Origin of the sequence: Paraburkholderia acidiphila (assembly GCF_009789655.1) — a bacterium.
Classification (GTDB): domain Bacteria; phylum Pseudomonadota; class Gammaproteobacteria; order Burkholderiales; family Burkholderiaceae; genus Paraburkholderia; species Paraburkholderia acidiphila.
In genome coordinates, this window is the sequence record NZ_CP046909.1 from 2,680,514 (window position 1) to 2,701,371 (window position 20,858).

The following is a 20,858-nucleotide window of genomic DNA, read 5'->3' on the forward strand; positions in this document are numbered from 1 at the left end:
TATACATATAGGCGTTCGCACGCATCAAGCGGCGTCGCAGAAACGGATCACTTCGTCGACGTATTCTGCGAACTCGCTGATGCCATGATCGCTGCCTTCGATCAGGTGTGTGGGCACACCCGGATAATGCGCGAGCATCTCGCGGTAATCGAGCACTTCGTCGCCGGTCGCGGCCATCAAATAGTAGCGCGCGGGCTGCGTCACGCGGGCGACGGCCAGGGCACGCAGCTCGTCCAGATGGCGAGGTTCGACGACGATGCTGCCGCCGCCGTGCCAGAGCGGCTGCTCGCCTAGATACTTCGACAGATCGCGGTCAGGCACTACGGCGGGGTTCAGCAGCGCGGCGCGCCAGCCATGCTTTTCCGCGAGATGCGTGGCGAAGTAGCCGCCAAGCGAACTGCCGATGAGCGTGACGCGTTCGCCCTGCTTCAGCTGCGCACCGATTTCCTGTTCGGCGATTGCAATCGCCTCCTGCGGCGAAACCGGCAGCGTCGGGCACAGCCATTCGCCGCTGCGGCCCAGCTCGGCCATACGCGCCGCCAGCAGGCGCGCCTTGAACGACTGGGGCGACGAGCGAAAACCGTGCAGATAGACGATCACGCCGCGCTCCGTGCCGAAAGTGCATCGAGCAGCTTTTGATGCACGCCGCCGAAGCCGCCGTTGCTCATCACGAGCACCTGGTCGCCGGGTCGCGCTGCCGCGACGACTGCCTTCACGAGCGTTTCGAGATCGTGGAACGCACGGGCCTTCTCTCCGAGCGGCGCAAGCGCGCCCGCGAGATCCCAGCCAAGCGCGTCCTTGCCGCTTGAGGCGCCGTAGCCGAACACGAGGTCGGCGTCGGCGAGACTGGCCGGCAACTGCGCCTTCATCACGCCGAGCTTCATCGTGTTCGAGCGCGGCTCGAGCACCGCGAGAATGCGCGTGTTTTCGTGGCCTACGCGTGTGCGCAGGCCGGCGATCGTCGTTTCGATGGCCGTGGGATGGTGCGCGAAGTCGTCGAAGACGGTCACGCCGTCCACGCTTCCGCGCACTTCCATGCGGCGCTTCACGTTGCGGAACGTGGCAAGCGAGGCCGCGGCCTGCGCGGGCGGCACGCCCACGCTGCGTGCGGCGGCAATCGCCGCGAGCGCGTTCAGGCGGTTGTGTTCACCCTGGATCTGCCAGTCGACCACGCCCACGCGCTCGCTGTTGTGATACACGGCGAAGCGCTCGTCCACGGGCACGCCGTCTTCCGCGGGCAGCGCCTGCCAGCCGCCATCCACGCCGAAGCGCTCCACGTCGCTCCACACGCCGCGCGTAAGCACGCGCTCGAGCGCGTCCGAACGGCCATTCGTGACGATGCGGCCCACGCCCGGAATCGTGCGCACGAGGTGATGGAACTGCGTTTCGATTGCGGCGAGATCGGGGAAGATGTCGGCGTGATCGAACTCGAGGTTGTTGAGCAGCGCCGTGCGCGGACGGTAGTGAACGAACTTCGAGCGCTTGTCGAAGAACGCAGTGTCGTACTCGTCGGCTTCGATGACGAAGAAGCTCGAATCGGTCAGACGCGCCGACACACCGAAGTTCAGCGGCACGCCGCCGATCAGGAAGCCGGGATTCAGGCCCGCGTCTTCGAGCAGCCATGTGAGCATCGAGCTCGTGGTGGTCTTGCCGTGCGTGCCCGCCACCGCGAGCACCCACTTGTCGCGCAGCACATGCTCGCCGAGCCATTGCGGACCCGACGTGTACGGCAGGCCGCGATTGAGGATCTCCTCCATCAGCGGGTTGCCGCGCGTGACCACGTTGCCGATCACATAGAGATCCGGGTTCAGTTCGGTCTGGCTCGCGTCGTAACCCTCGATGAGGCGGATGCCCTGTGCTTCGAGCTGGGTGCTCATCGGCGGGTACACGCCGGCGTCGCAGCCGGTCACCGTGTGGCCCGCGCTGCGCGCGAGCACCGCGAGTCCGCCCATGAACGTGCCGCAGATGCCGAGGATATGGATGTGCATAAGCCTGTCGCGCCGCGCGGGCGTCGTGAACGCGTTGATCGGATTGATCGGGTTGAAGAATGCAGAAGCTGGAACGGCGGCAGTCCTGCGCCGCCACAGCAAAGACCGCTATTGTACCCGAGGCCCCGAGCCCTATTGGCTCGACCTCGGCCGCCTCACCGACGGAAAATCCCGCACGCCTCCGACAGCGGGTGCGGCTCAGAGGCCGCGGCCGGGAGCCCAGGGCGATCTCTAGTATCATTCAAGGATGGTTCGCAGATCACATTTCGATCCCCAGCGCGTGCGCGAGGAAATTGCCATCGCCGCAGCAAGGATGATCGCCGAGGACGGCCTCGACTACGCCACCGCCAAACGCAAGGCAGCCCGGCAGGTGGTGGGGGAAACGCGTATCGAAGGCACCTGGCTGCCCGACAACGACCAGATCGAGGAAGAGATCCGCGAATATCAGGCCCTCTTTCAGAGCGATAGCCAGCCTGCGGTGCTGCGCCGCCTGCGCGAAATCGCGCTCGAATGGATGCAGCGGCTAGAGGCGTTCAATCCGTTCCTGACCGGTGCGGTGCTCAATGGCACGGCGGGCGAGCACTCCGACATCCATCTGCAGATTTTTTGCGACAACGCGAAAGATGTCGCGATCTGGCTCCTGAATGCGAACGTGCAGTACGACGTGTCGGAAACGCGCCATTTCGCGGCGCGCGGCTTCGTGGAAACGCTCAGCTTCATGTGGCGTCCGTCACGCGCCGAAGAGCCGGTGGGCATCCACGTTGCGCTCTACAATACGGACGACTTGCGCGGCGCCGTGCGCGCCGACGCGCGGGGCAGGCTGCCACGCGCCAGTGCGCAGGCCCTCCAGGCGCTGATCGACGAGAGCGGCGCCACTTCTTCCACAACCTGAATACGGCAGCGATGAATACGACGCGGATTCTGGCCGGCGTGGCAGTAGCGGCAATCGCCGCAGGCGGCGGCATACTGGCCGGGCATTGGGCGACGAGCGGCGGCGCCGGCGTGGCCGACGCGGCCTCGGTAAGCAGCAACGCGGCCTCGGCGAGCGGTAAGCAGAATGCGGTCGGCCAGCTCTGGTCGGCGGCAGTCACGAACCCGGACGGCAAGGCGCAGTCGCTTGCCATCTACAAGGGGCGGCCCATTGTGGTCAACTTCTGGGCCTCGTGGTGTGGCCCGTGCGTCGAGGAAATGCCGGAGCTTTCCGCGCTTCAGCGCGAGTATGCGAAGAAGGGCATTCAGTTCGTCGGCGTCGGCGTGGATTCGGCGGCGAACATCAAGACGTTCCTCAAGAAGGTGCCCGTCGATTACCCGATCTACATCGCCGGTTTCGGCGGCGCGGACGTCGCGCGCGCGTTCGGCAACAATGCGGGTGGCTTACCTTACACGGTGGTAATCGACGCGAACGGCGCCGTTCGCGCGACAAAATTAGGACAAATCAAGCCCGACGAGCTTCGGCGCACGCTCGACGCGCTTTGACGCAGCAGATCGTCTGACAAGATCTTAAGCGCCGTATCGCTGGTTTTACCGTGAAAATCGAGTCATTTGGCTGAAGATCGACCCAGATCCTCGCTGCGAAGCGTAGTCGGGGCCACATCCCCTCATCGGAAAACTAGACAAATTTCTCTAATCGGCGCTAAAGTTCGCGCAATTCCACGGAAAAAGAAGCGACCATGACGCGACTGCTGGTTCTGCACGGCCCCAACCTCAATCTTCTCGGCACCCGGGAACCGGAGGTGTATGGGCGCGTGACGCTGCCGCAGATCGATCAGGCGCTTTCGGACCGGGCGGCGGATGCCGGCGTCGAACTCGCGACCTTCCAGAGCAACCACGAAGGCGCGCTGGTCGACCGCATTCAGTCGGCCCGCAACGAGCAAACCGACTTCATCCTGATCAACCCGGCCGCGTACACGCATACGAGCGTCGCGATCCGGGATGCGCTGGCAGGCGTCGGCATCCCGTTCGTCGAGATTCACCTGTCGAACGTGCATCGCCGCGAGTCCTTCCGGCACCATTCGTATTTCTCCGACCAGGCCGAGGGTGTGATCTGCGGCCTCGGCTGGAAGGGTTATCTCTACGCGCTCGAATACGCGCTCGACCGGCTCGCTGCCCGGTCGGCGGCCTGATTCCCGCGCTGGATGACCGTCAATACCTGAACAACAACCCGTGTCGGGACGCGCGCGTCCCGGCACTTCACGTATTCAAAGTAAAAGGGGCTGCACCATGGATCTACGTAAGCTGAAGACTCTGATCGACCTCGTCTCCGAATCGGGCATCTCGGAGCTCGAAGTGACCGAGGGTGAAGGCAAGGTGCGCATCGTCAAGAACGCGCCGCCCGTTTACGTGCAGCCGAGCGCGCAGTACGCCGCGCCGATGGCCGGTGCCCCGCTCGCCGCGCCCGCCCATGTCGGCGAAGCCGCCGCTGCGGCCCCCGCCGCGCCCGCCGTGCCGCAAGGCCACGTCGTGACCTCGCCGATGGTGGGCACGTTCTACCGCGCGCCGTCGCCGGGCGCCGACCCGTTCGTCCAGGTTGGCGACACGGTCAAGGAAGGCCAGACGCTTTGCATCATCGAAGCGATGAAGCTGCTCAACGAGATCGAGTCGGACACGGCCGGCGTGGTCAAGGAAATCCTCGTCGAGAACGGTCAGGCAGTCGAATACGGCCAGCCGCTCTACGTGATCGCCTAAGCTTTTCTGCGCGCGGCGGCGGCCTTCTTGTTCGGCCGCGCCGCGTTTGTCGCGTTTGGCGCCCCATGATGGCGACATGCGCGACCGATCCTCTGAGGCGTCGGCACATATGACTTGCGACGCCCTTTGATGAGTCGAATACCCACCATGTTTGAAAAAATCCTCATTGCCAATCGTGGCGAAATCGCGCTCCGCATCCAGCGCGCATGCCGCGAACTCGGCGTCAAGACGGTCGTCGTCTATTCGGAAGCCGACAAGGAAGCCAAGTACGTAAAGCTCGCCGACGAGGCGGTCTGTATCGGCCCGGCGCCTTCGAACCTGAGCTACCTGAACATGCCCGCGCTCATCAGCGCGGCAGAAGTGACCGACGCAGAAGCGATCCACCCCGGCTACGGCTTCCTCTCCGAGAACGCCGACTTCGCCGAACGTGTGGAGCAGTCGGGCTTCACGTTCATCGGCCCGCGCCCGGAAACTATCCGCATGATGGGCGACAAGGTCACGGCGAAGCAGACCATGATCAAGACCGGCGTGCCCTGCGTGCCGGGCTCGGAAGGTGCACTGCCCGACGATCCGAAAGAAATCGTGAAGATTGCGCGCGCGATCGGCTACCCCGTCATCATCAAGGCGGCGGGCGGCGGCGGCGGGCGCGGCATGCGCGTCGTGCACACGGAAGCGGCGCTCGTGAACGCGGTCAACATGACCCGCGAGGAAGCCGGCCGTGCGTTCGGCAACCCGCAGGTCTACATGGAGAAGTACCTCGAGAACCCGCGTCACATCGAGATCCAGATTCTCGCCGACTCGTTCAAGAACGCCGTGTGGCTCGGCGAGCGCGACTGCTCGATGCAGCGCCGCCACCAGAAGGTGATCGAGGAAGCGCCGGCGCCGGGCATCGCGCGCCGCCTGCTCGACCGCATCGGCGATCGTTGCGCCGACGCGTGCAAGAAGATGGGCTACCTCGGCGCGGGCACCTTCGAGTTCCTGTACGAAAACGGCGAGTTCTACTTCATCGAGATGAACACGCGCGTGCAGGTCGAGCACCCGGTCACCGAATTGATCACGGGCATCGACATCGTGCAGGAGCAGATCCGCATTGCCGCGGGCGAGAAGCTCTCGTTCCGTCAGCGCGACATCCAGCTGAAGGGCCACGCGATCGAGTGCCGTATCAACGCGGAAGATCCGTTCAAGTTCACGCCGTCGCCGGGCCGTCTCACGTCGTGGCACATGCCGGGCGGTCCTGGCGTGCGCGTCGACTCGCATGCCTACAATGGCTATTTCGTGCCGCCGAACTATGATTCGATGATCGGCAAGCTGATCACCTACGGCGCCACGCGCGAGCAGGCCATTCAGCGCATGCGCATCGCGCTCTCGGAAATGGTGGTCGAAGGCATTCAGACCAACATCCCGCTGCACCGCGAACTGATGCTCGACGCGAAGTTCGTCGAGGGCGGCACGAGCATTCACTACCTCGAAAGCCGTCTGGCCGAACGCCAGGCAGTGAAGAAGGACGAAGCGTAATTCATGAGCTACCGGGAACTGATCGTCGAGCTGGATCGTAATCGCGCGGAGGCACTGTCCGACGCGCTGATCGAGCTTGGCGCCCTCTCGGTGTCGGTGGAAGACGCCGACGCCGACACGCCAGACGAGCAACCGCTCTTCGGCGAACCGGGGCTCACCCCCGATCGCACCGCGTGGCAGCATTCGCGCGTGATTGCGCTGATCGGCGCCGATCAGGATCCCGCCGTGCTGCTCGCGGCCGCTTCGAACGAACTGGGTCTCACTGAAACGCCGAAGTTCTCGCTGCGCGAAGTCGAGGAGCAGGACTGGGTGCGTTTGACGCAATCGCAGTTCGACCCGATCCAGATCGGCGAGCGCATCTGGGTCGTGCCGTCGTGGCATGACGCACCGGACCCGAACGCGCTCGTGCTCGAACTGGACCCGGGCCTCGCGTTCGGCACGGGCAGCCACCCCACCACGCGCTTGTGCATGGAATGGCTCGAACAGCACGTGCAGCCTGGCAATTCGCTGCTCGACTACGGCTGCGGCTCGGGCATCCTCGCGATCCTCGCGCAGAAGTGCGGCGCGAATCCGGTGATCGGCATCGACATCGACCCGCAGGCGGTCGAGTCCGCGCGTCATAACAGCGAGCGCAACCGCGCGGCAGTCACCTACGGCCTGCCCGACGACTGCCCTGCCGGCGAGTTCGACATCGTCGTTGCCAACATCCTGTCGAATCCGCTCAAGTTGATGGCCTCGATGCTCTCCTCGCGCGTCAAGCCGGGCGGACGCATTGCACTCTCGGGCATCCTCGCGCGTCAAGCCGAGGAAGTCGCGCAGGTGTACGCGCAGTGGATCGACATCTCCGTTTGGCGCGAACACGAAGGCTGGGTCTGCCTCGCGGGTACGCGGCGCGCTTAATCCCTTTGCCTTCCGATCAGGCTCGCGCGAGCCTGATCGCGCCCCAAGCGCCATGCCCGAAGTCGTAGACTGCGGTGGATTGCCAGTAGAATGCGGGTATCACCAATCCTCCGGTCTACCCAGATCCTCGGTCCACATGCTTCTGGCAACGCGCTGCCCCTTCTGTGAAACCGTATTCCGCGTCCAGCCCACGCAGCTCGCCGTGCGGCGCGGCCTCGTGCGTTGCGGACATTGTCAGGAAGCGTTCGACGCGTCGGGCAGTTTGTATGAGATGCCCGAAGGCGGCGACTTCACGCGCGCCGTGCCCGTTGCTGCGGAGATCGCGGCCAGCCTGACCTCGGTGCCGTCGGCGCCTGCTTCACACTTCACTGCGCGGCCTGCTTCACAGCCCGATTCACAGCCGGATTCACAGCTTGCATCACAGCCGGCTTCACAAGCCGAGTCGCAGTTCACGGCATCGCAGCAGCCTGACGTTCGGCCCGCAGCAGCGGCGCCATCGCAAGAGCCGCCTCCGCAGCTGAGCGCCACACCCAATTTCACGAATCGCGCGTGGGACCCGTGGGCTCCGCCCCAGGACAGCAAGCTCGATCCGCGCCTGAAATACAACGCCGATAAACTACCCGGGGCAAGCATCGCCCCAGGCGCCACGCCCGGCGTCACACCCGGAGTCGAGTCGCGGATTATCTTCGACGACGAGCCGACGCTTAGGCGCGAGTCACACGATGCATCCCACGAGCCGGCGGCACCAGCAGCACCCGCCGCCTCCGCAACACCTGCGACGCCGCCCGAGCAACCGGCAGCCGCCGAGCCCTTCCCGCCCGCCGCACGCTGGACGCGCAGCGAGCCGAACCTCGGCACGAGCGGCCCGACCGAACCGACCTTTTCGGCCAACGAAGCATCGGCTGCGGCTCATATCAACGACCCGGAGCCCGCGCTCGGCCCTCGCGCTCGCGAAGCCGCGCCCGAGCCCGCGTTCAGCGCGCTCTCGCCCAACGACGGCAGCTCGCCGTTCGCCGTCACCCGCGAAGCGCCGGCTCACGCGCGCGCCTCGCGCGGCCTCGTCTGGCGCGTTCTTGGTACGCTCATCGCCATCCTGTTGCTCGCGCTGCTCGTCGTGCAGCTCGCGTGGTGGCAGCGCGAAACGGTCATGGTCTACTGGCCCGACTCGCAGCCGCTCTATCAGCAGGCGTGCGAGCAGCTCGGCTGCCGCGTGCTGCCGCCGCGCGACATCGACGGCCTGCTGGTCGAGCCGTCCGATCTGCGCCAGGTCGACAACGAGCCGCATCATCTCGAACTGAAGGTGCCGCTGCGCAACCGCTTCAACGTGGCGCTCGCGTACCCCGCCATCGAGCTCTCGCTGCTCGACCGGCAGAACAACATCGTCGTGCGGCGCGTGCTGTGGCCGCAGGACTACGTCACGCCCGGCACGTCGATCGAAGCCGGTCTGCCGGCACGCACCACGCAAACCATGATCGTGCGGCTCGACACGGGCGACGTGGTGGCCTCGAACTTCCGCATCGAAATTTTCTACCCCTGATTTTTCGTCTGTACGCGGGCGCACTGGCGTGCCCCGCGCGTTTCCCGGCGTCTCGCTTCGCGCGGGCGCGCCATTCACCACAACACGCATTCCCGGAGAGCACATCATGAGTCAAGTCACGCTAGGCGGTAACCCGATCGACGTCGCCGGCACCTTCCCGAGCGTCGGCCAGAAGGCCCCGGCGTTCTCGCTCGTCGGCAAGGATCTGAAGCCCGTCGCGCTCGCCGATTTCGCCGGCAAGCGCAAGGTGCTGAACATCGTGCCGAGCCTCGACACGCCGACCTGCGCCACCTCCACGCGCAAGTTCAACGAAGCCGCGGCCGGCCTGAGCAACACGGCCGTCGTCGTGATCTCGGGCGACCTGCCGTTCGCCGCCTCGCGCTTCTGCACGACCGAAGGCATCGCCAACGTCGTCACGGCCTCGACGTTCCGCGGCCATGAATTCGCGCAAGCCTATGGCGTGGACGTGACGAGCGGCCCGCTCACCGGCCTGACCGCGCGCGCCGTTGTCGTGCTCGACGAAAACGACAACGTCCTGCACGCCGAGCGCGTGAGCGAAATCAAGAACGAACCGAACTACGACGCCGCACTCGCCGCGCTGAAGTAATCCGGCGGCGGCGCACTCGCTCAGAGCCTGCTTACGACTGATTCGCAGGCCGGTGCGCCGCCCCTTCCCCTACCACGCCTTACAGGAATTCCCGCCTTGGCTACGCTGATCTGCGGCTCGCTCGCCTACGACAACATCATGACCTTCGAGGGTCGCTTTCGGGAGCACATCTTGCCCGAGCAGGTGCACATCCTGAACGTGAGCTTCCTCGTGCCGACGATGCGCCGCGAGTTCGGCGGCTGTGCCGGCAACATTGCGTACGCGCTGCATCTGCTCGGCGGCGACGCGCGCATCATGGCGACGCTCGGCGCAGCCGACGCGCGCCCCTACCTCGAACGCCTCGATACGCTCGGCCTCTCGAAGGCGCACGTGCGCGTGCTGGACGATACGTGGTCCGCGCAGGCGATGATCACGACCGACCTCGAGAACAACCAGATCACCGCGTTCCACCCGGGCGCGATGATGCAATCGCATTTGAACCGCGCCGACGAAGCGCCGGGCATCAAGCTCGGCATCGTCGCGCCGGACGGCTTCGACGGCATGGTTCAGCACGTCGAGCAGTTCGCGAAGGCCGGCGTGCCGTTTATCTTTGATCCGGGTCAAGGTCTACCGCTCTTCGACGGTGCGTCACTGCGCCGCGCAATTGAACTTGCGACCTACGTAGCGGTCAACGACTACGAAGCCAACCTTGTCAGCCATCGCACCGGCTGGTCGTTCGACGAAATCGCCAGCCATGTCGACGCGCTGATCATCACGCGCGGCGAGCACGGCTCGCAGATCTACCACGGCGGCAAGATCGAGGAGATTCCTCCGGTCAAGGCCGCTCAGGTGCTCGACCCGACCGGTTGCGGCGACGCTTTCCGCGGCGGCCTGCTCTACGGCATCGAGAACGGCCTCGACTGGGCAACCACGGGGCGTCTCGCGAGCCTGATGGGCGCGCTCAAGATCGAGCATCTCGGTCCGCAGAACTATGCGCCCACGCGGGCGCAGATCAACGAACGGTTCAAGGAGGCATTCGGCTACGAACTGCCGAACTGAACGCGGGCGCCGCACACGAACGGCGCCCATTGGAGCTACGGGAATGAAAATAACGAGTCGTCTGATTGTTGCAGCTGTGATTGCGGGGTCGCTCGCGATGTCGGGCTGTGCCTATAACAGCAGTTCCGCCGATGTCTACACGGCCTCGCAGGCGCAGCGCGAGCAATCGGTGCGCATGGCCACGGTCGAAAGCGTGCGTGCGGTGAAGATCAGCTCGAACAACGGCCAACCTAGCGGCCTCGGCGCGATCGGTGGCGGTGCGCTTGGCGCAGTGGCCGGCAGCCAGATCGGCGGCGGCACGGGCTCGATCGTCACCGGCATCATCGGCGGCATTGCGGGCGCCGTGGCCGGCAACGCGGTCGAGAACGGCGTCGCCATGCGCGACGGCCTCGAGATCACAGTACGCCTCGACAACGGCGACTACCGGGCCATCACGCAAACAGCGACCGGCGAAGTCTTCAACGCGGGCGACCGCGTGCGGCTGCTCTCGAGCGGCGGCGTGACGCGCGTCACGCACTAACGCTTTCCCCTGTACCGCAGCGGCGCCTCGCGCCGGATGCGGATCCTCAGGCGCATGTGCTCCCCTGTGCATGCGCCTTTTTTCATGCCCGCTCGCGGCACGCGCGGCGCACGAAATATTACGAACTCCAGACGAAAAAAATCCCGCCGCGGACAACCCAGCGACGGGATCGGGATCGAGCCTTGCGTGTCATGCCGCCCGGCCCGGCCAACGAAGCGCGCGAACGATGTAGCCTGCGCGCTTCGTCTCGGACTGCTTACGGACGGCTGCCGGTCGGAAACGGCCATGCTGCGGCCGGATTCAGGGCAGTCTTGACCGTTGCTGCGGGCGCGGACGGTTGCGCAGCAGGGGCAGCAGGTGCGGCAGCGGCCTTCGCAGGCGCCTTCTTGGCAGCCTTCTTGGCGGCAGCCTTCTTCGCAGGCGCAGCCTTCTTGGCAGCAGCCTTCTTCGCAGGCGCCTTCTTGGCTGCAACCTTCTTCGCAGCAACCTTCTTGGCCGCGGCCTTCTTCGCCGGTGCTGCCTTCTTCGCAGCAACCTTCTTCACGGCGACTTTCTTGGCTGCAACCTTCTTCGCTGCGGCCTTCTTCGCCGGTGCTGCCTTCTTCGCAGCAACCTTCTTCACGGCGACTTTCTTGGCTGCAACCTTCTTCGCTGCGGCCTTCTTCGCCGGTGCTGCCTTCTTCGCAGCAACCTTCTTCACGGCGACTTTCTTGGCTGCGACCTTCTTGACCGCGACCTTCTTCGCTGCGGCCTTCTTCGCCGGAGCTGCCTTCTTCGCTGCAACCTTCTTCACTGCGGCCTTCTTAGCCGCCGGTTTCTTCTTGGCAGTAGCCATTTTTTTCTCCTTCAGGTTCAGATGAGAGTCAGTTCAAACTACACCCTTCGTCAAAACCCGCTTCTCGCGAACGCTTCTCACGGCGCACACTGCGAAGCGGGCTATTCATCGGCGTACGCTGATCCCGCGCGCTTACGCTAATGAATGCGGTAAGGCGCGCCGTGCCACGAGGCACAGCGCGCCAAGTCATTCCGGCGTCGGCTACCGACACCGGGCAACGTTCGTTGAAAGCGGCGGCCTCACAACACGCGAAGCCAGCGCGCTTTTCCGGGGGGAAGTTTGCCCATCCCTCTGAAGGGTTCGCAAAGTGCCTGTCACGTCGGTGAGCCAACCTGGCTCCGGGCATGCTTTGCATCAGGCGTTCCTGCTCCTAGTCATCTGCCGGTCGAGGCGGCTCGTGCGCCGCCTCCGGCAACCCCTAAAGACTTGCACCGCAGTGCGCCCGGGTTATTCCCAGGACAGCGCACCGCCCGTCTGATATTCGATCACGCGCGTCTCGAAGAAGTTGCGTTCCTTCTTCAAGTCGATCATCTCGCTCATCCACGGGAACGGATTCTCTTCGTTCGGGAACAGCTGATCGAGACCGATCTGCTGGCAACGGCGGTTGCAGATGAAGCGCAGATAGCTCTTGAACATCGATGCGTTCAGACCCAGCACGCCGCGAGGCATGGTGTCCTCGGCGTAGCGATACTCGAGGTCGACCGCATGCTTGAACAGTTCGGTGATCTCCGCACGGAACGCCGGGGTCCACAGGTGCGGGTTTTCAAGCTTGATCTGGTTGATGAGGTCGATGCCGAAGTTGCAGTGCATCGACTCGTCGCGCAGGATGTACTGGTACTGCTCCGCAGCGCCGGTCATCTTGTTCTGGCGGCCGAGCGCCAGAATTTGCGTGAAGCCCACATAGAAGAACAGGCCTTCCATGATGCAGGCGAACACGATGAGCGACTTGAGCAGGCTCTGATCGGCTTCGAGCGTGCCGGTCTTGAACGCGGGATCGGTCAGCGTCTGGATGAACGGGATCAGGAACTCGTCCTTGTCGCGGATCGACTTGACCTCGTGGTACGCGTTGAAGATCTCGCTCTCGTCCAGACCCAGCGACTCGACGATGTACTGGTAGGCGTGCGTGTGGATCGCCTCTTCGAAAGCCTGGCGCAGCAGGAACTGGCGGCATTCGGGCGCCGTGATGTGCCGGTAGGTGCCGAGCACGATGTTGTTCGCGGCGAGCGAGTCGGCCGTCACGAAGAAGCCGAGGTTACGCTTGACGATGCGGCGCTCGTCCTCGGTCAGACCGTTCGGGTCCTTCCACAGGGCGATGTCGCGGGACATGTTGATTTCCTGGGGCATCCAGTGGTTCGCGCAGCCCGCCAGGTATTTTTCCCAAGCCCACTTGTACTTGAACGGGACCAACTGATTGACGTCGGTCTGGCCGTTAATGATGCGCTTGTCGGCGACATTCACGCGCGCTTCGGTCGAGACCGGTGCTTGCGGCGGCGGTGCGACGGCGAAGTCGCTGGCGAAGATGTTGGTCGCCGTGGAAGCCTGAGGAGCGGAACGCAGACCAAACTGCATCTCGGCAGCCTGGACAGCCTGACCCGCGGGGTTGCGCATTGCGTTTTGCTGCGCACCGCTCGACGGAGTTACGGCCGTGATCTCGTCATCCCAGTTGAGCATAAATGTCACCATCAATTTAGATCGGTTTGTACCATCTTTTCGTGAGCGATAAAAGGGTTCGCACACGAAAAATCCTGTTTTCGATTCGCGTTGCGACCTCGATACAACACTTTGTTATCACTCTGTGTCGATTGCATCGCATGAGCACTGCGTAGAGAGCACTGCTTCGTCGTGCTCACTTCGCATGTGCGATGTGCTTCGAAGGTCTTCGCGACATCGAGAGCGTGTGTGAAAGACGGTGTTCGCCGCGCGCTGTTCGCTCGCGCCGCGAGTGCGTTTTCACTCGCCGCTCACTGCCTGCCGCGCGCGGCGCTAAAAGCTCGCGCGGCCTTGAGTCTTGTCCCTGCGCGAAACTCCAGGGATTCCTTCCTGTTGCCTCTTCGCGTACTGCAACGCGCGGGGTGCGAGTTGCCGGGAGAGTCGGCGCGCATTGCGCGCGCCTCTTTCGTTGTTACATCTCGCTACGACCATCTACTACTGTTTACTAGAGACGCTTCGGTCCTCGCATGATGCGCACGGCGTTGCACCGCACGCATCATGCGTAGTCAGCTCAGCCGCCAGCTTTACTGGCAAGCCTCGCACTCTTCGAAGCCAGCATCGCCCGGACGCATCATGCACACCGGACCCTCTGCTTCCGGCGCGGCTTCGACTGCGGCTTCCGGCGCAGCCTGCATCGTGGTCGACCCTGCTGCACCGCCGAATGCGCCACCCGATGCACCGCCGAATGCGCCACCGGCGTTGCCGCCGCCTTCACCACCCGTCGGCACGGCGTTGAGCGCGCCGTGCGCAACCGTCGACTTCTCGACGTGCGTCGCCGCCATCGTGCGCAGGTAGTACGTGGTCTTCAGACCGCGCACCCAGGCGAGCTTGTAGATCTCGTCGAGCTTCTTGCCCGATGCGCCCGCCATGAAGATGTTCAGCGACTGCGCCTGGTCGATCCACTTCTGGCGACGCGAAGCGGCTTCGACGAGCCACGTCGGATCGACTTCGAACGCCGTTGCATACACAGCGCGTAGATCGGCCGGTACGCGATCGATGCGCGAGAGCATGCCGTCGAAGTACTTGAGGTCGGCGACCATGACTTCGTCCCACAGGCCGCGCGACTTCAGATCGCGAACGAGGTAGTCGTTCACCACCGTGAATTCGCCCGAGAGGTTCGACTTCACGTAGAGGTTCTGGAACGTCGGCTCGATGCAAGGCGACACGCCGATGATGTTCGAGATGGTCGCGGTCGGTGCGATCGCGATGCAGTTCGAATTGCGCATGCCGTGCTGGGCGATACGCTCGCGCAGCGACGTCCAGTCCATCGACTCGCTCGAGTCGACTTCCACATAGCCGCCACGCGCTTCGGCCAGCAGCTTGAGCGTGTCCTGCGGGAGGATGCCGCGATCCCACAGCGAGCCGCGGTAGGTCGAGTAGCGGCCGCGCTCGGCTGCCAGCTCCGTCGACGCCCAGTATGCGTAGTAGCAGACGGCTTCCATCGAGCGGTCGGCGAACTCCACGGCTTCCTGCGAAGCAAACGGCGTGCGCAGAACGTGCAGGCAGTCCTGGAAGCCCATGATGCCCATACCCACCGGACGGTGCTTCAGGTTCGAGTTGCGCGCCTTCGACACCGCGTAGTAGTTGATGTCGATGACGTTGTCGAGCATGCGCATCGCCACGCTGATGGTGCGCTTGAGCTTGTCGTGGTCGAGTGCGAACGTGCCATCGGCCTGTTCGACCATGTGCGCGACCAGGTTCACCGAACCGAGGTTACACACGGCGATTTCGCTGTCGCTGGTGTTCAGCGTGATTTCCGTGCACAGGTTCGACGAGTGGACGACGCCCACGTGCTGCTGCGGCGAACGGATGTTGCACGGATCCTTGAACGTGATCCACGGGTGACCCGTTTCGAACAGCATGCCGAGCATCTTGCGCCACAGTTGCGCGGCCGGCAGCTTCTTGAACAGCTTGATCTCGCCGCGCGCGACCTTCTCTTCGTAAGCGACGTAAGCCTTTTCGAAATCCGCGCCGAACAGGTCGTGCAGATCCGGGCAGGTCGACGGCGAGAACAGCGTCCACTCACCGCCTTCCATCACGCGCTTCATGAACAGGTCGGGAATCCAGTTCGCCGTGTTCATGTCGTGGGTGCGGCGGCGGTCGTCGCCGGTGTTCTTGCGCAGCTCGAGGAACTCTTCGATGTCGAGGTGCCACGATTCCAGGTACGCGCACACCGCGCCCTTGCGCTTGCCGCCCTGGTTCACGGCCACTGCCGTGTCGTTCACGACCTTCAGGAACGGCACGACGCCTTGCGACTTGCCGTTGGTGCCCTTGATGTGCGAACCGAGCGCGCGCACGCGCGTCCAGTCGTTGCCCAGACCGCCGGCGAACTTCGAGAGCAGCGCGTTGTCCTTCAGCGCTTCGTAGATGCCGTCGAGGTCGTCGGCGACCGTCGTGAGGTAGCACGACGAGAGCTGCGAGCGGTGCGTGCCCGAGTTGAACAGCGTGGGCGTGGACGACATGAAGTCGAACGACGAGAGCACGTTGTAGAACTCGATCGCGCGCGCTTCGCGGTCGATCTCGTTGAGCGAGAGGCCCATCGCGACACGCATGAAGAATGCCTGCGGCATTTCAATGCGCGTGCCGTGCACGTGCAGGAAGTAGCGGTCGTAGAGCGTCTGCAGGCCGAGGTAGCCGAACTGCAGGTCGCGGCTCGCGTCGAGCGCGTTGCCGAGGCGCTTGAGGTCGAACTGCTGGAGCTTGTCGTCGAGCAGGCCCGCTTCGACGCCGCGCTTGATGAACTGCGGGAAGTAGTCCGCGTAACGCACGGCCATTTCGGCTTGCGTCACTTCCTCTTCGAGAATTTCGCGACGGATCGTGTGCAGCAGGATGCGCGAGGTCACCTGGCTATACGCCGGGTCCTTTTCGATCATCGTGCGCGCAGCGAGGATGGCCGAGTCGTAGACCTGGGTCATCGGCACGCCGTCGTACAGATTCTTCACCGTTTCCGCGACGATCGGGTCAGCGTTGACCGCGTCGCCGAGACCGTCGCACGACGACACGATCAGCGCGCGCAGGGCTTGCATGTCGAGCGGGCGCGTCACGCCGTTGTCCGTGACGTTGATGCCAGGCGATGCGGGCGCTGCCGTTTCCGGCGCGTGCGCGCGTTCCTGGTTGCGCTTCTCGCGATACAGCACGTAGGCACGCGCGACGTTGTGCTCGCCGCCGCGCATCAGCGCGAGTTCGACCTGATCCTGGATGTCTTCGATATGGAACGTGCCGCCGTTCGGACGGCTGCGCACGAGTGCGCGCACGACGTTTTGCGTGAGCTGTTCGACGAGCTCGCGAACGCGCGCCGAAGCCGCGCCCTGGCCGCCGTTCACGGCGAGGAAAGCCTTCGTCATCGCGATCGCGACTTTCGAAGGTTCGAACGACACCACGCTACCGTTGCGGCGAATCACCTTGTGGTCGGCGAACTGCTGCGCGCTCGTCTGGCCGTCCTGCGGTTGGCCACCCAGCGTGTGCGCGGGCGCGCCTTCATACCGGGTCGAGACGTTATCGGTCGTTTGCATGTGCAAAGCTCCTGGGTCCTGGAAAGGTGCGAAGAGAGTTCGCGGATTAGTACGGACGCCGACGCCGCGCCCCCGTGTGCGCGATCGATCGGGCAGAGAAAAAAGTCCAGCCTGGCGAGGCTGCCGGATGCGACAAGGCAGATGAATCACGGACTGCTTCGGTCTTCATCGTGGATGTCGCGATCATTGGCTGTACCTTCTCTCTCGATTACAGCCGGTGCGCCGGTTCTCTCGGCCGACGGCACCGTACAAAGTTTCTGTTTTTTCTATGCTGGTAACGCGCGCGGCGCCTTGCTCATGAAGCGGGGCGCCGCGGTACAACACAACATATGGTGTGAAGCCTTGTTTCGGGTACCAAGTATAGTGGAAGAAACAAGACGATCAAATGGCTTTTTTTGCTGGTCCTATCTTGACAAGGCCGCAAGCCAAGCCGCGCGGGCCTTACCGGCCAATGCGCTTTCGAGTGGTCTGCGAGGCGCGCGCAAAGACCCTGCTTTTGCGCGCGAGAGGTGCTTATTTCTTGTGCAGCGACCGGGCGATTAGCCCGCGCTCGAACGTGTCACGAAGCCGCGTTCTGCGCGTCGCGCCCCTGGATATAGGGGAAGCTGGCATCGGCGAGCTGCGTATCGTGTTTGAGGCGTGCCCAGTCGAAGTGCGGGCCGGGATCGGTCTTGCGCCCAGGGGCGATGTCCGAATGGCCCGCGAGCGCCTCGATCGGATAGTGCGCAACGAGCGCCTTCACGAGCGCCGCGAGCGTGTCGTACTGCGCCGCCTCGAAGGCCGTCGTGTCGCTGCCTTCCAGTTCGATGCCGATGGCGAAATCGTTGCAGCGCTCGCGCCCGAAGAAACTCGAGGCGCCTGCGTGCCACGCGCGCTCGTCGCACGAGACGAACTGCTCAAGCGCGCCATCGCGATGAATGACGAAGTGCGCCGAGACGCGCACGCCGCGCAGGTTGGCGTCGAAGTATGGATGCGCGTCACAGTCGAGGCGGTTGAGGAACAGGTCGGCGATCTCGGGGCCGCCGAATACGTTGGGCGGCAGGCTGATGTTGTGAACGACGATGAGCGTCGGTACCGCGCCTTGCGGGCGCGCCTCGAAGTTCGGCGAAGGCAGGTGACGCGCGCCCGGCACCCAGCCTTGCGCATCGACATCGTATGTGCGCGATCCTGGCAGTTCTGGCGATGCAGCAGCGCTCATCGTGCGGGGCGATCCTGGGCCGTGGTGCGCGCGTCATAGGCGCGCGCGTGCTCCGAGCTGCAAAAAGAGCGCGTGCCGACATTCACCGATTCGCTGCGCGGCGCATGCACGCCGCACTCGGCGCAGCGGACCATCGGCTCGGGCAGCGCGGCCTGGCCGCCCGCGCTCGCGCCGCCATTGGCATTGCGTGCAGCGCCCTGCCCCGGCTGTGCGCCTTGGCCCGGTTGCGCACCGGGACGCGACTGCGTCTGCGCACGGCGCAGGGCCTTGACGAACCACTGTCCGACCACGAACAGCAGCACGAGGAGAAAAATCTGTCTCATCGGAACACGCGACTCAAGCAACTCAAACCACAGGGCGGTGCAGCAGCACCTCGAAGACGAAACGGCTGCCCACATAAGCCAGCAGCAAGGCGATGAACGACGCGATCACCCAGCGCAGCGCGGCGCGTCCGCGCCAGCCGGAAATCTTGCGCGCGGTGAGCAGCGCGCCGAACATCAGCCACGAAAGAATCGCGAAGACGGTCTTGTGATCGAGCGAGAGCGGCCGGTCGATCAACTGCTCGCTGAACACGATGCCGGAAACGAGCGTGGCCGTGAGCAACACGAAGCCCGCGCTGATCAGGCGGAACAGCAGCTTCTCCATCGTGAGGAGCGGCGGCAGCGTCTCGATCCAGTTCGACAGCCACCCGCCGCCGCGATTGCTCGCGTTGCGCTGGAAGCCGGCGCCCTTGAGCGCATGCAGCCGGCGCTCGACGGCGAGCATCAGCACCGCATGCAGCGCGGCGATCGCGAAGAGCCCATAGGCGACGTTCGCGATGACGAAGTGCAGCTTGAACATGGGCGCCGCCGCATAGGGCAGCACGCGCACGCCGCCGAACACAAGCGGCAGGATCGACGCGACCGCGGCCAGCGGCAGCAGCAAAAGACGCAGGCCGTCGAGCGCAAAGAAAAAGCTCTCGATCCAGTAGATGCCCGCACCGAGCCAGAACATGGCCGACAACGCGAAGGCGAAGCCGAACACCATTTCACTGGCCGGGAAGATCGTCATGTGCAGCAGCACGCCGTGCGCCGCGAGCGCGACAAAGAGCAGCGCGCGCGAAAGCGGGCCGAAGGTCCGCGCGCGCAGGGCGTCGCCATCCAGGCCCGCGCCTGGGCCAACCGTCACCGCAACGGGCGGCACGCTGCCAAGCAGCGGCGCGGCGCCGGCGCGGCGCAGCGCGCGCCAGTCGGCGGCGCACAATCCGCCGTACAGGAGCACGGTGAGGGCATACAGTACAATATCCATGTTCGAAGTTTACTATAGGCCCCCTGGCCGCGCGGGATCGCGACGAAACGCGACGCTTTCCCGTTTAGCGCGCGCGGGCCGGGCCGCACTGCTCACCGCCTCCCCATGCTCGACAATCTCACTCAACGGATGGCGCGCGTCGTCAAGACGCTGCGCGGCGAAGCCCGGCTGACCGAAGCCAACACGCAGGAAATGCTGCGCGAGGTGCGTCTCGCCCTGCTCGAAGCGGACGTGGCGCTGCCCGTCGTGCGCGAATTCATCGCCAAAGTGAAGGAGAAGGCGCTCGGCGAGGAAGTAATCGCCAGCCTCTCGCCTGGACAAGCGCTCGTCGGCGTGGTGCAGCGCGAGCTGACCGCCGTGATCGGCGGCGACTACGAAGGCAAGGCCGCCGAACTCGATCTCGCCGTCACGCCGCCTGCCGTCATCCTCATGGCGGGTCTGCAAGGTGCCGGTAAAACCACCACCACCGGCAAGCTCGCCAAGCTGCTGCGCGAGAAGTACAAGAAGAAGGTCCTCACCGTTTCGTGCGACGTCTACCGCCCCGCCGCTATCGCGCAGCTGAAGACGGTGACGGAACAGGTCGGCGCCGACTTCTTCCCCTCGCAGCCGGACCAGAAGCCCGTCGAGATCGCCGCCGCCGCGGTCGACTGGGCCAAGCGCCACTATCACGACGTGCTGCTCGTCGACACGGCCGGCCGCCTCGGTATCGACGAGGCGATGATGAACGAGATCACCGCGCTGCACGCGTCGCTCAAGCCGGCTGAAACGCTGTTCGTCGTCGACGCGATGCTCGGCCAGGACGCGGTCAATACCGCGAAGGCGTTCAACGACGCCCTGCCGCTCACCGGCGTCGTGCTCACCAAGCTCGACGGTGACTCGCGCGGCGGCGCGGCGCTTTCCGTGCGCCACATCACCGGCAAGCCGATCAAGTTCGTCGGCGTCGCGGAAAAGCTCGACGGCCTCGAGGTGTTTCACCCGGACCGCATGGCGAACCGTATTCTCGGCATGGGCGACATTCTCGCGCTCGTCGAGGAGGCACAGCGCGGCGTGGACGTACAGGCCGCGCAAAAGCTCGCCGACAAGGTCAAGAAGGGCGGCGACTTCGACCTCAACGACTTCCGCGCGCAGCTCTCGCAAATGAAGAACATGGGCGGCCTGTCGTCGCTCATGGACAAACTGCCCGCCCAGTTCCAGCAGGCCGCCTCGGGCGCCGACATGGGCCAGGCCGAAAAGCAGATGCGCCGCATGGAAGGCATCATCAACTCGATGACGCCCTCCGAGCGCGCCAAGCCCGAACTCATCAAGGCCACGCGCAAGCGCCGCATCGCGGCGGGCGCGGGCGTGCAGGTTCAGGAAGTGAACCGCATGCTCAACCAGTACGAGCAGATGCGCACCATGATGAAGAAGCTGAAGGGCGGCAATCTGCAAAAAATGATGCGCGGTATGAAGGGCATGATGCCCGGCATGCGCTAATCCTGCGGGCCGCGGGGCGCACATCGCGCGCACGGCGGCCCGACTCGACGCGG

20 protein-coding genes are annotated in these 20,858 nt (G+C 64.6%); 11 read left to right on the forward strand and 9 right to left on the reverse strand.

Annotated elements, in window-relative coordinates:
- Positions 1-24: 24 nt before the first annotated feature.
- Positions 25-600, reverse strand: coding sequence for a YqiA/YcfP family alpha/beta fold hydrolase (locus FAZ97_RS12120; RefSeq protein ID WP_158758644.1), 576 nt, complete (start codon positions 598-600; stop codon positions 25-27).
- Positions 597-1,988 (reverse strand): UDP-N-acetylmuramate:L-alanyl-gamma-D-glutamyl-meso-diaminopimelate ligase, encoded by a 1,392-nt coding sequence (gene mpl / locus FAZ97_RS12125; protein ID WP_158758645.1) that lies wholly within the window; start codon positions 1,986-1,988, stop codon positions 597-599. Before mpl ends, FAZ97_RS12120 begins: the two co-directional genes overlap by 4 nt.
- Before the next feature lie 247 nt (positions 1,989-2,235).
- Between mpl and FAZ97_RS12130 the strand changes: the two genes are divergently transcribed.
- The 10 genes from FAZ97_RS12130 (at position 2,236) to FAZ97_RS12175 (ending at position 10,790) form a co-directional block, all read left to right on the forward strand.
- The gene (locus tag FAZ97_RS12130) at positions 2,236-2,880 is read left to right on the forward strand and encodes a UDP-N-acetylmuramate--alanine ligase (RefSeq protein WP_158758646.1); all 645 of its coding nucleotides are present in this window, start codon (positions 2,236-2,238) and stop codon (positions 2,878-2,880) included.
- A gap of 11 nt (positions 2,881-2,891) precedes the next feature.
- The gene (locus tag FAZ97_RS12135) at positions 2,892-3,464 is read left to right on the forward strand and encodes a TlpA family protein disulfide reductase (protein WP_158758647.1); all 573 of its coding nucleotides are present in this window, start codon (positions 2,892-2,894) and stop codon (positions 3,462-3,464) included.
- Between the two features lie 194 nt (positions 3,465-3,658).
- On the forward strand, positions 3,659-4,111 hold the full coding sequence (gene aroQ / locus FAZ97_RS12140; RefSeq protein WP_158758648.1) for a type II 3-dehydroquinate dehydratase: 453 nt from the start codon (positions 3,659-3,661) through the stop codon (positions 4,109-4,111).
- A 97-nt stretch (positions 4,112-4,208) separates the two neighbouring features.
- On the forward strand, positions 4,209-4,673 hold the full coding sequence (gene accB / locus FAZ97_RS12145) for an acetyl-CoA carboxylase biotin carboxyl carrier protein (RefSeq protein WP_158758649.1): 465 nt from the start codon (positions 4,209-4,211) through the stop codon (positions 4,671-4,673).
- Positions 4,674-4,820: 147 nt separating this feature from the next.
- On the forward strand, positions 4,821-6,188 hold the full coding sequence (gene accC, locus FAZ97_RS12150; protein WP_028214031.1) for an acetyl-CoA carboxylase biotin carboxylase subunit: 1,368 nt from the start codon (positions 4,821-4,823) through the stop codon (positions 6,186-6,188).
- 3 nt (positions 6,189-6,191) lie between these two features.
- Complete coding sequence (gene prmA, locus FAZ97_RS12155) at positions 6,192-7,088, forward strand: 50S ribosomal protein L11 methyltransferase (protein WP_158758650.1); 897 nt, start codon at positions 6,192-6,194, stop codon at positions 7,086-7,088.
- Positions 7,089-7,224: 136 nt separating this feature from the next.
- On the forward strand, positions 7,225-8,625 hold the full coding sequence (locus FAZ97_RS12160) for a zinc-ribbon and DUF3426 domain-containing protein (protein WP_158758651.1): 1,401 nt from the start codon (positions 7,225-7,227) through the stop codon (positions 8,623-8,625).
- Between the two features lie 106 nt (positions 8,626-8,731).
- Complete coding sequence (gene tpx, locus FAZ97_RS12165; RefSeq protein WP_158758652.1) at positions 8,732-9,232, forward strand: thiol peroxidase; 501 nt, start codon at positions 8,732-8,734, stop codon at positions 9,230-9,232.
- Positions 9,233-9,328: 96 nt separating this feature from the next.
- A complete protein-coding gene (locus FAZ97_RS12170) occupies positions 9,329-10,270 on the forward strand; it encodes a carbohydrate kinase family protein (protein ID WP_158758653.1) in 942 nt (313 codons plus the stop codon).
- A gap of 43 nt (positions 10,271-10,313) precedes the next feature.
- Positions 10,314-10,790 (forward strand): outer membrane lipoprotein, encoded by a 477-nt coding sequence (locus FAZ97_RS12175; protein WP_158758654.1) that lies wholly within the window; start codon positions 10,314-10,316, stop codon positions 10,788-10,790.
- Between the two features lie 256 nt (positions 10,791-11,046).
- Here FAZ97_RS12175 and FAZ97_RS12180 read toward each other — a convergent pair whose 3' ends face one another.
- From FAZ97_RS12180 to FAZ97_RS12210, 7 genes are all read right to left on the reverse strand, one after another.
- The gene (locus FAZ97_RS12180) at positions 11,047-11,625 is read right to left on the reverse strand and encodes a histone H1-like DNA-binding protein (RefSeq protein ID WP_069268515.1); all 579 of its coding nucleotides are present in this window, start codon (positions 11,623-11,625) and stop codon (positions 11,047-11,049) included.
- A gap of 28 nt (positions 11,626-11,653) precedes the next feature.
- Entirely contained in the window at positions 11,654-11,980 is a 327-nt protein-coding gene (locus FAZ97_RS35345; protein WP_158758655.1) for a hypothetical protein, read from the reverse strand.
- Positions 11,981-12,072: 92 nt separating this feature from the next.
- Complete coding sequence (locus tag FAZ97_RS12190; protein WP_158758656.1) at positions 12,073-13,296, reverse strand: ribonucleotide-diphosphate reductase subunit beta; 1,224 nt, start codon at positions 13,294-13,296, stop codon at positions 12,073-12,075.
- Positions 13,297-13,859: 563 nt separating this feature from the next.
- Positions 13,860-16,847, reverse strand: coding sequence for a ribonucleoside-diphosphate reductase subunit alpha (locus FAZ97_RS12195; protein WP_158758657.1), 2,988 nt, complete (start codon positions 16,845-16,847; stop codon positions 13,860-13,862).
- A gap of 559 nt (positions 16,848-17,406) precedes the next feature.
- Entirely contained in the window at positions 17,407-18,045 is a 639-nt protein-coding gene (gene ampD, locus FAZ97_RS12200; RefSeq protein ID WP_158758658.1) for a 1,6-anhydro-N-acetylmuramyl-L-alanine amidase AmpD, read from the reverse strand.
- Positions 18,042-18,368 carry a PP0621 family protein gene (locus tag FAZ97_RS12205; RefSeq protein ID WP_158758659.1) on the reverse strand — a complete coding sequence of 109 codons (327 nt, stop codon included), beginning with the start codon at positions 18,366-18,368 and terminating at the stop codon, positions 18,042-18,044. Before FAZ97_RS12205 ends, ampD begins: the two co-directional genes overlap by 4 nt.
- Before the next feature lie 22 nt (positions 18,369-18,390).
- Positions 18,391-19,332, reverse strand: coding sequence for a cytochrome C assembly family protein (locus FAZ97_RS12210; protein ID WP_158758660.1), 942 nt, complete (start codon positions 19,330-19,332; stop codon positions 18,391-18,393).
- Between the two features lie 105 nt (positions 19,333-19,437).
- On the opposite strand from FAZ97_RS12210, the gene ffh reads away from it, so the two are divergent.
- Complete coding sequence (gene ffh, locus FAZ97_RS12215) at positions 19,438-20,805, forward strand: signal recognition particle protein (RefSeq protein ID WP_158758661.1); 1,368 nt, start codon at positions 19,438-19,440, stop codon at positions 20,803-20,805.
- Positions 20,806-20,858 lie beyond the last annotated feature (53 nt).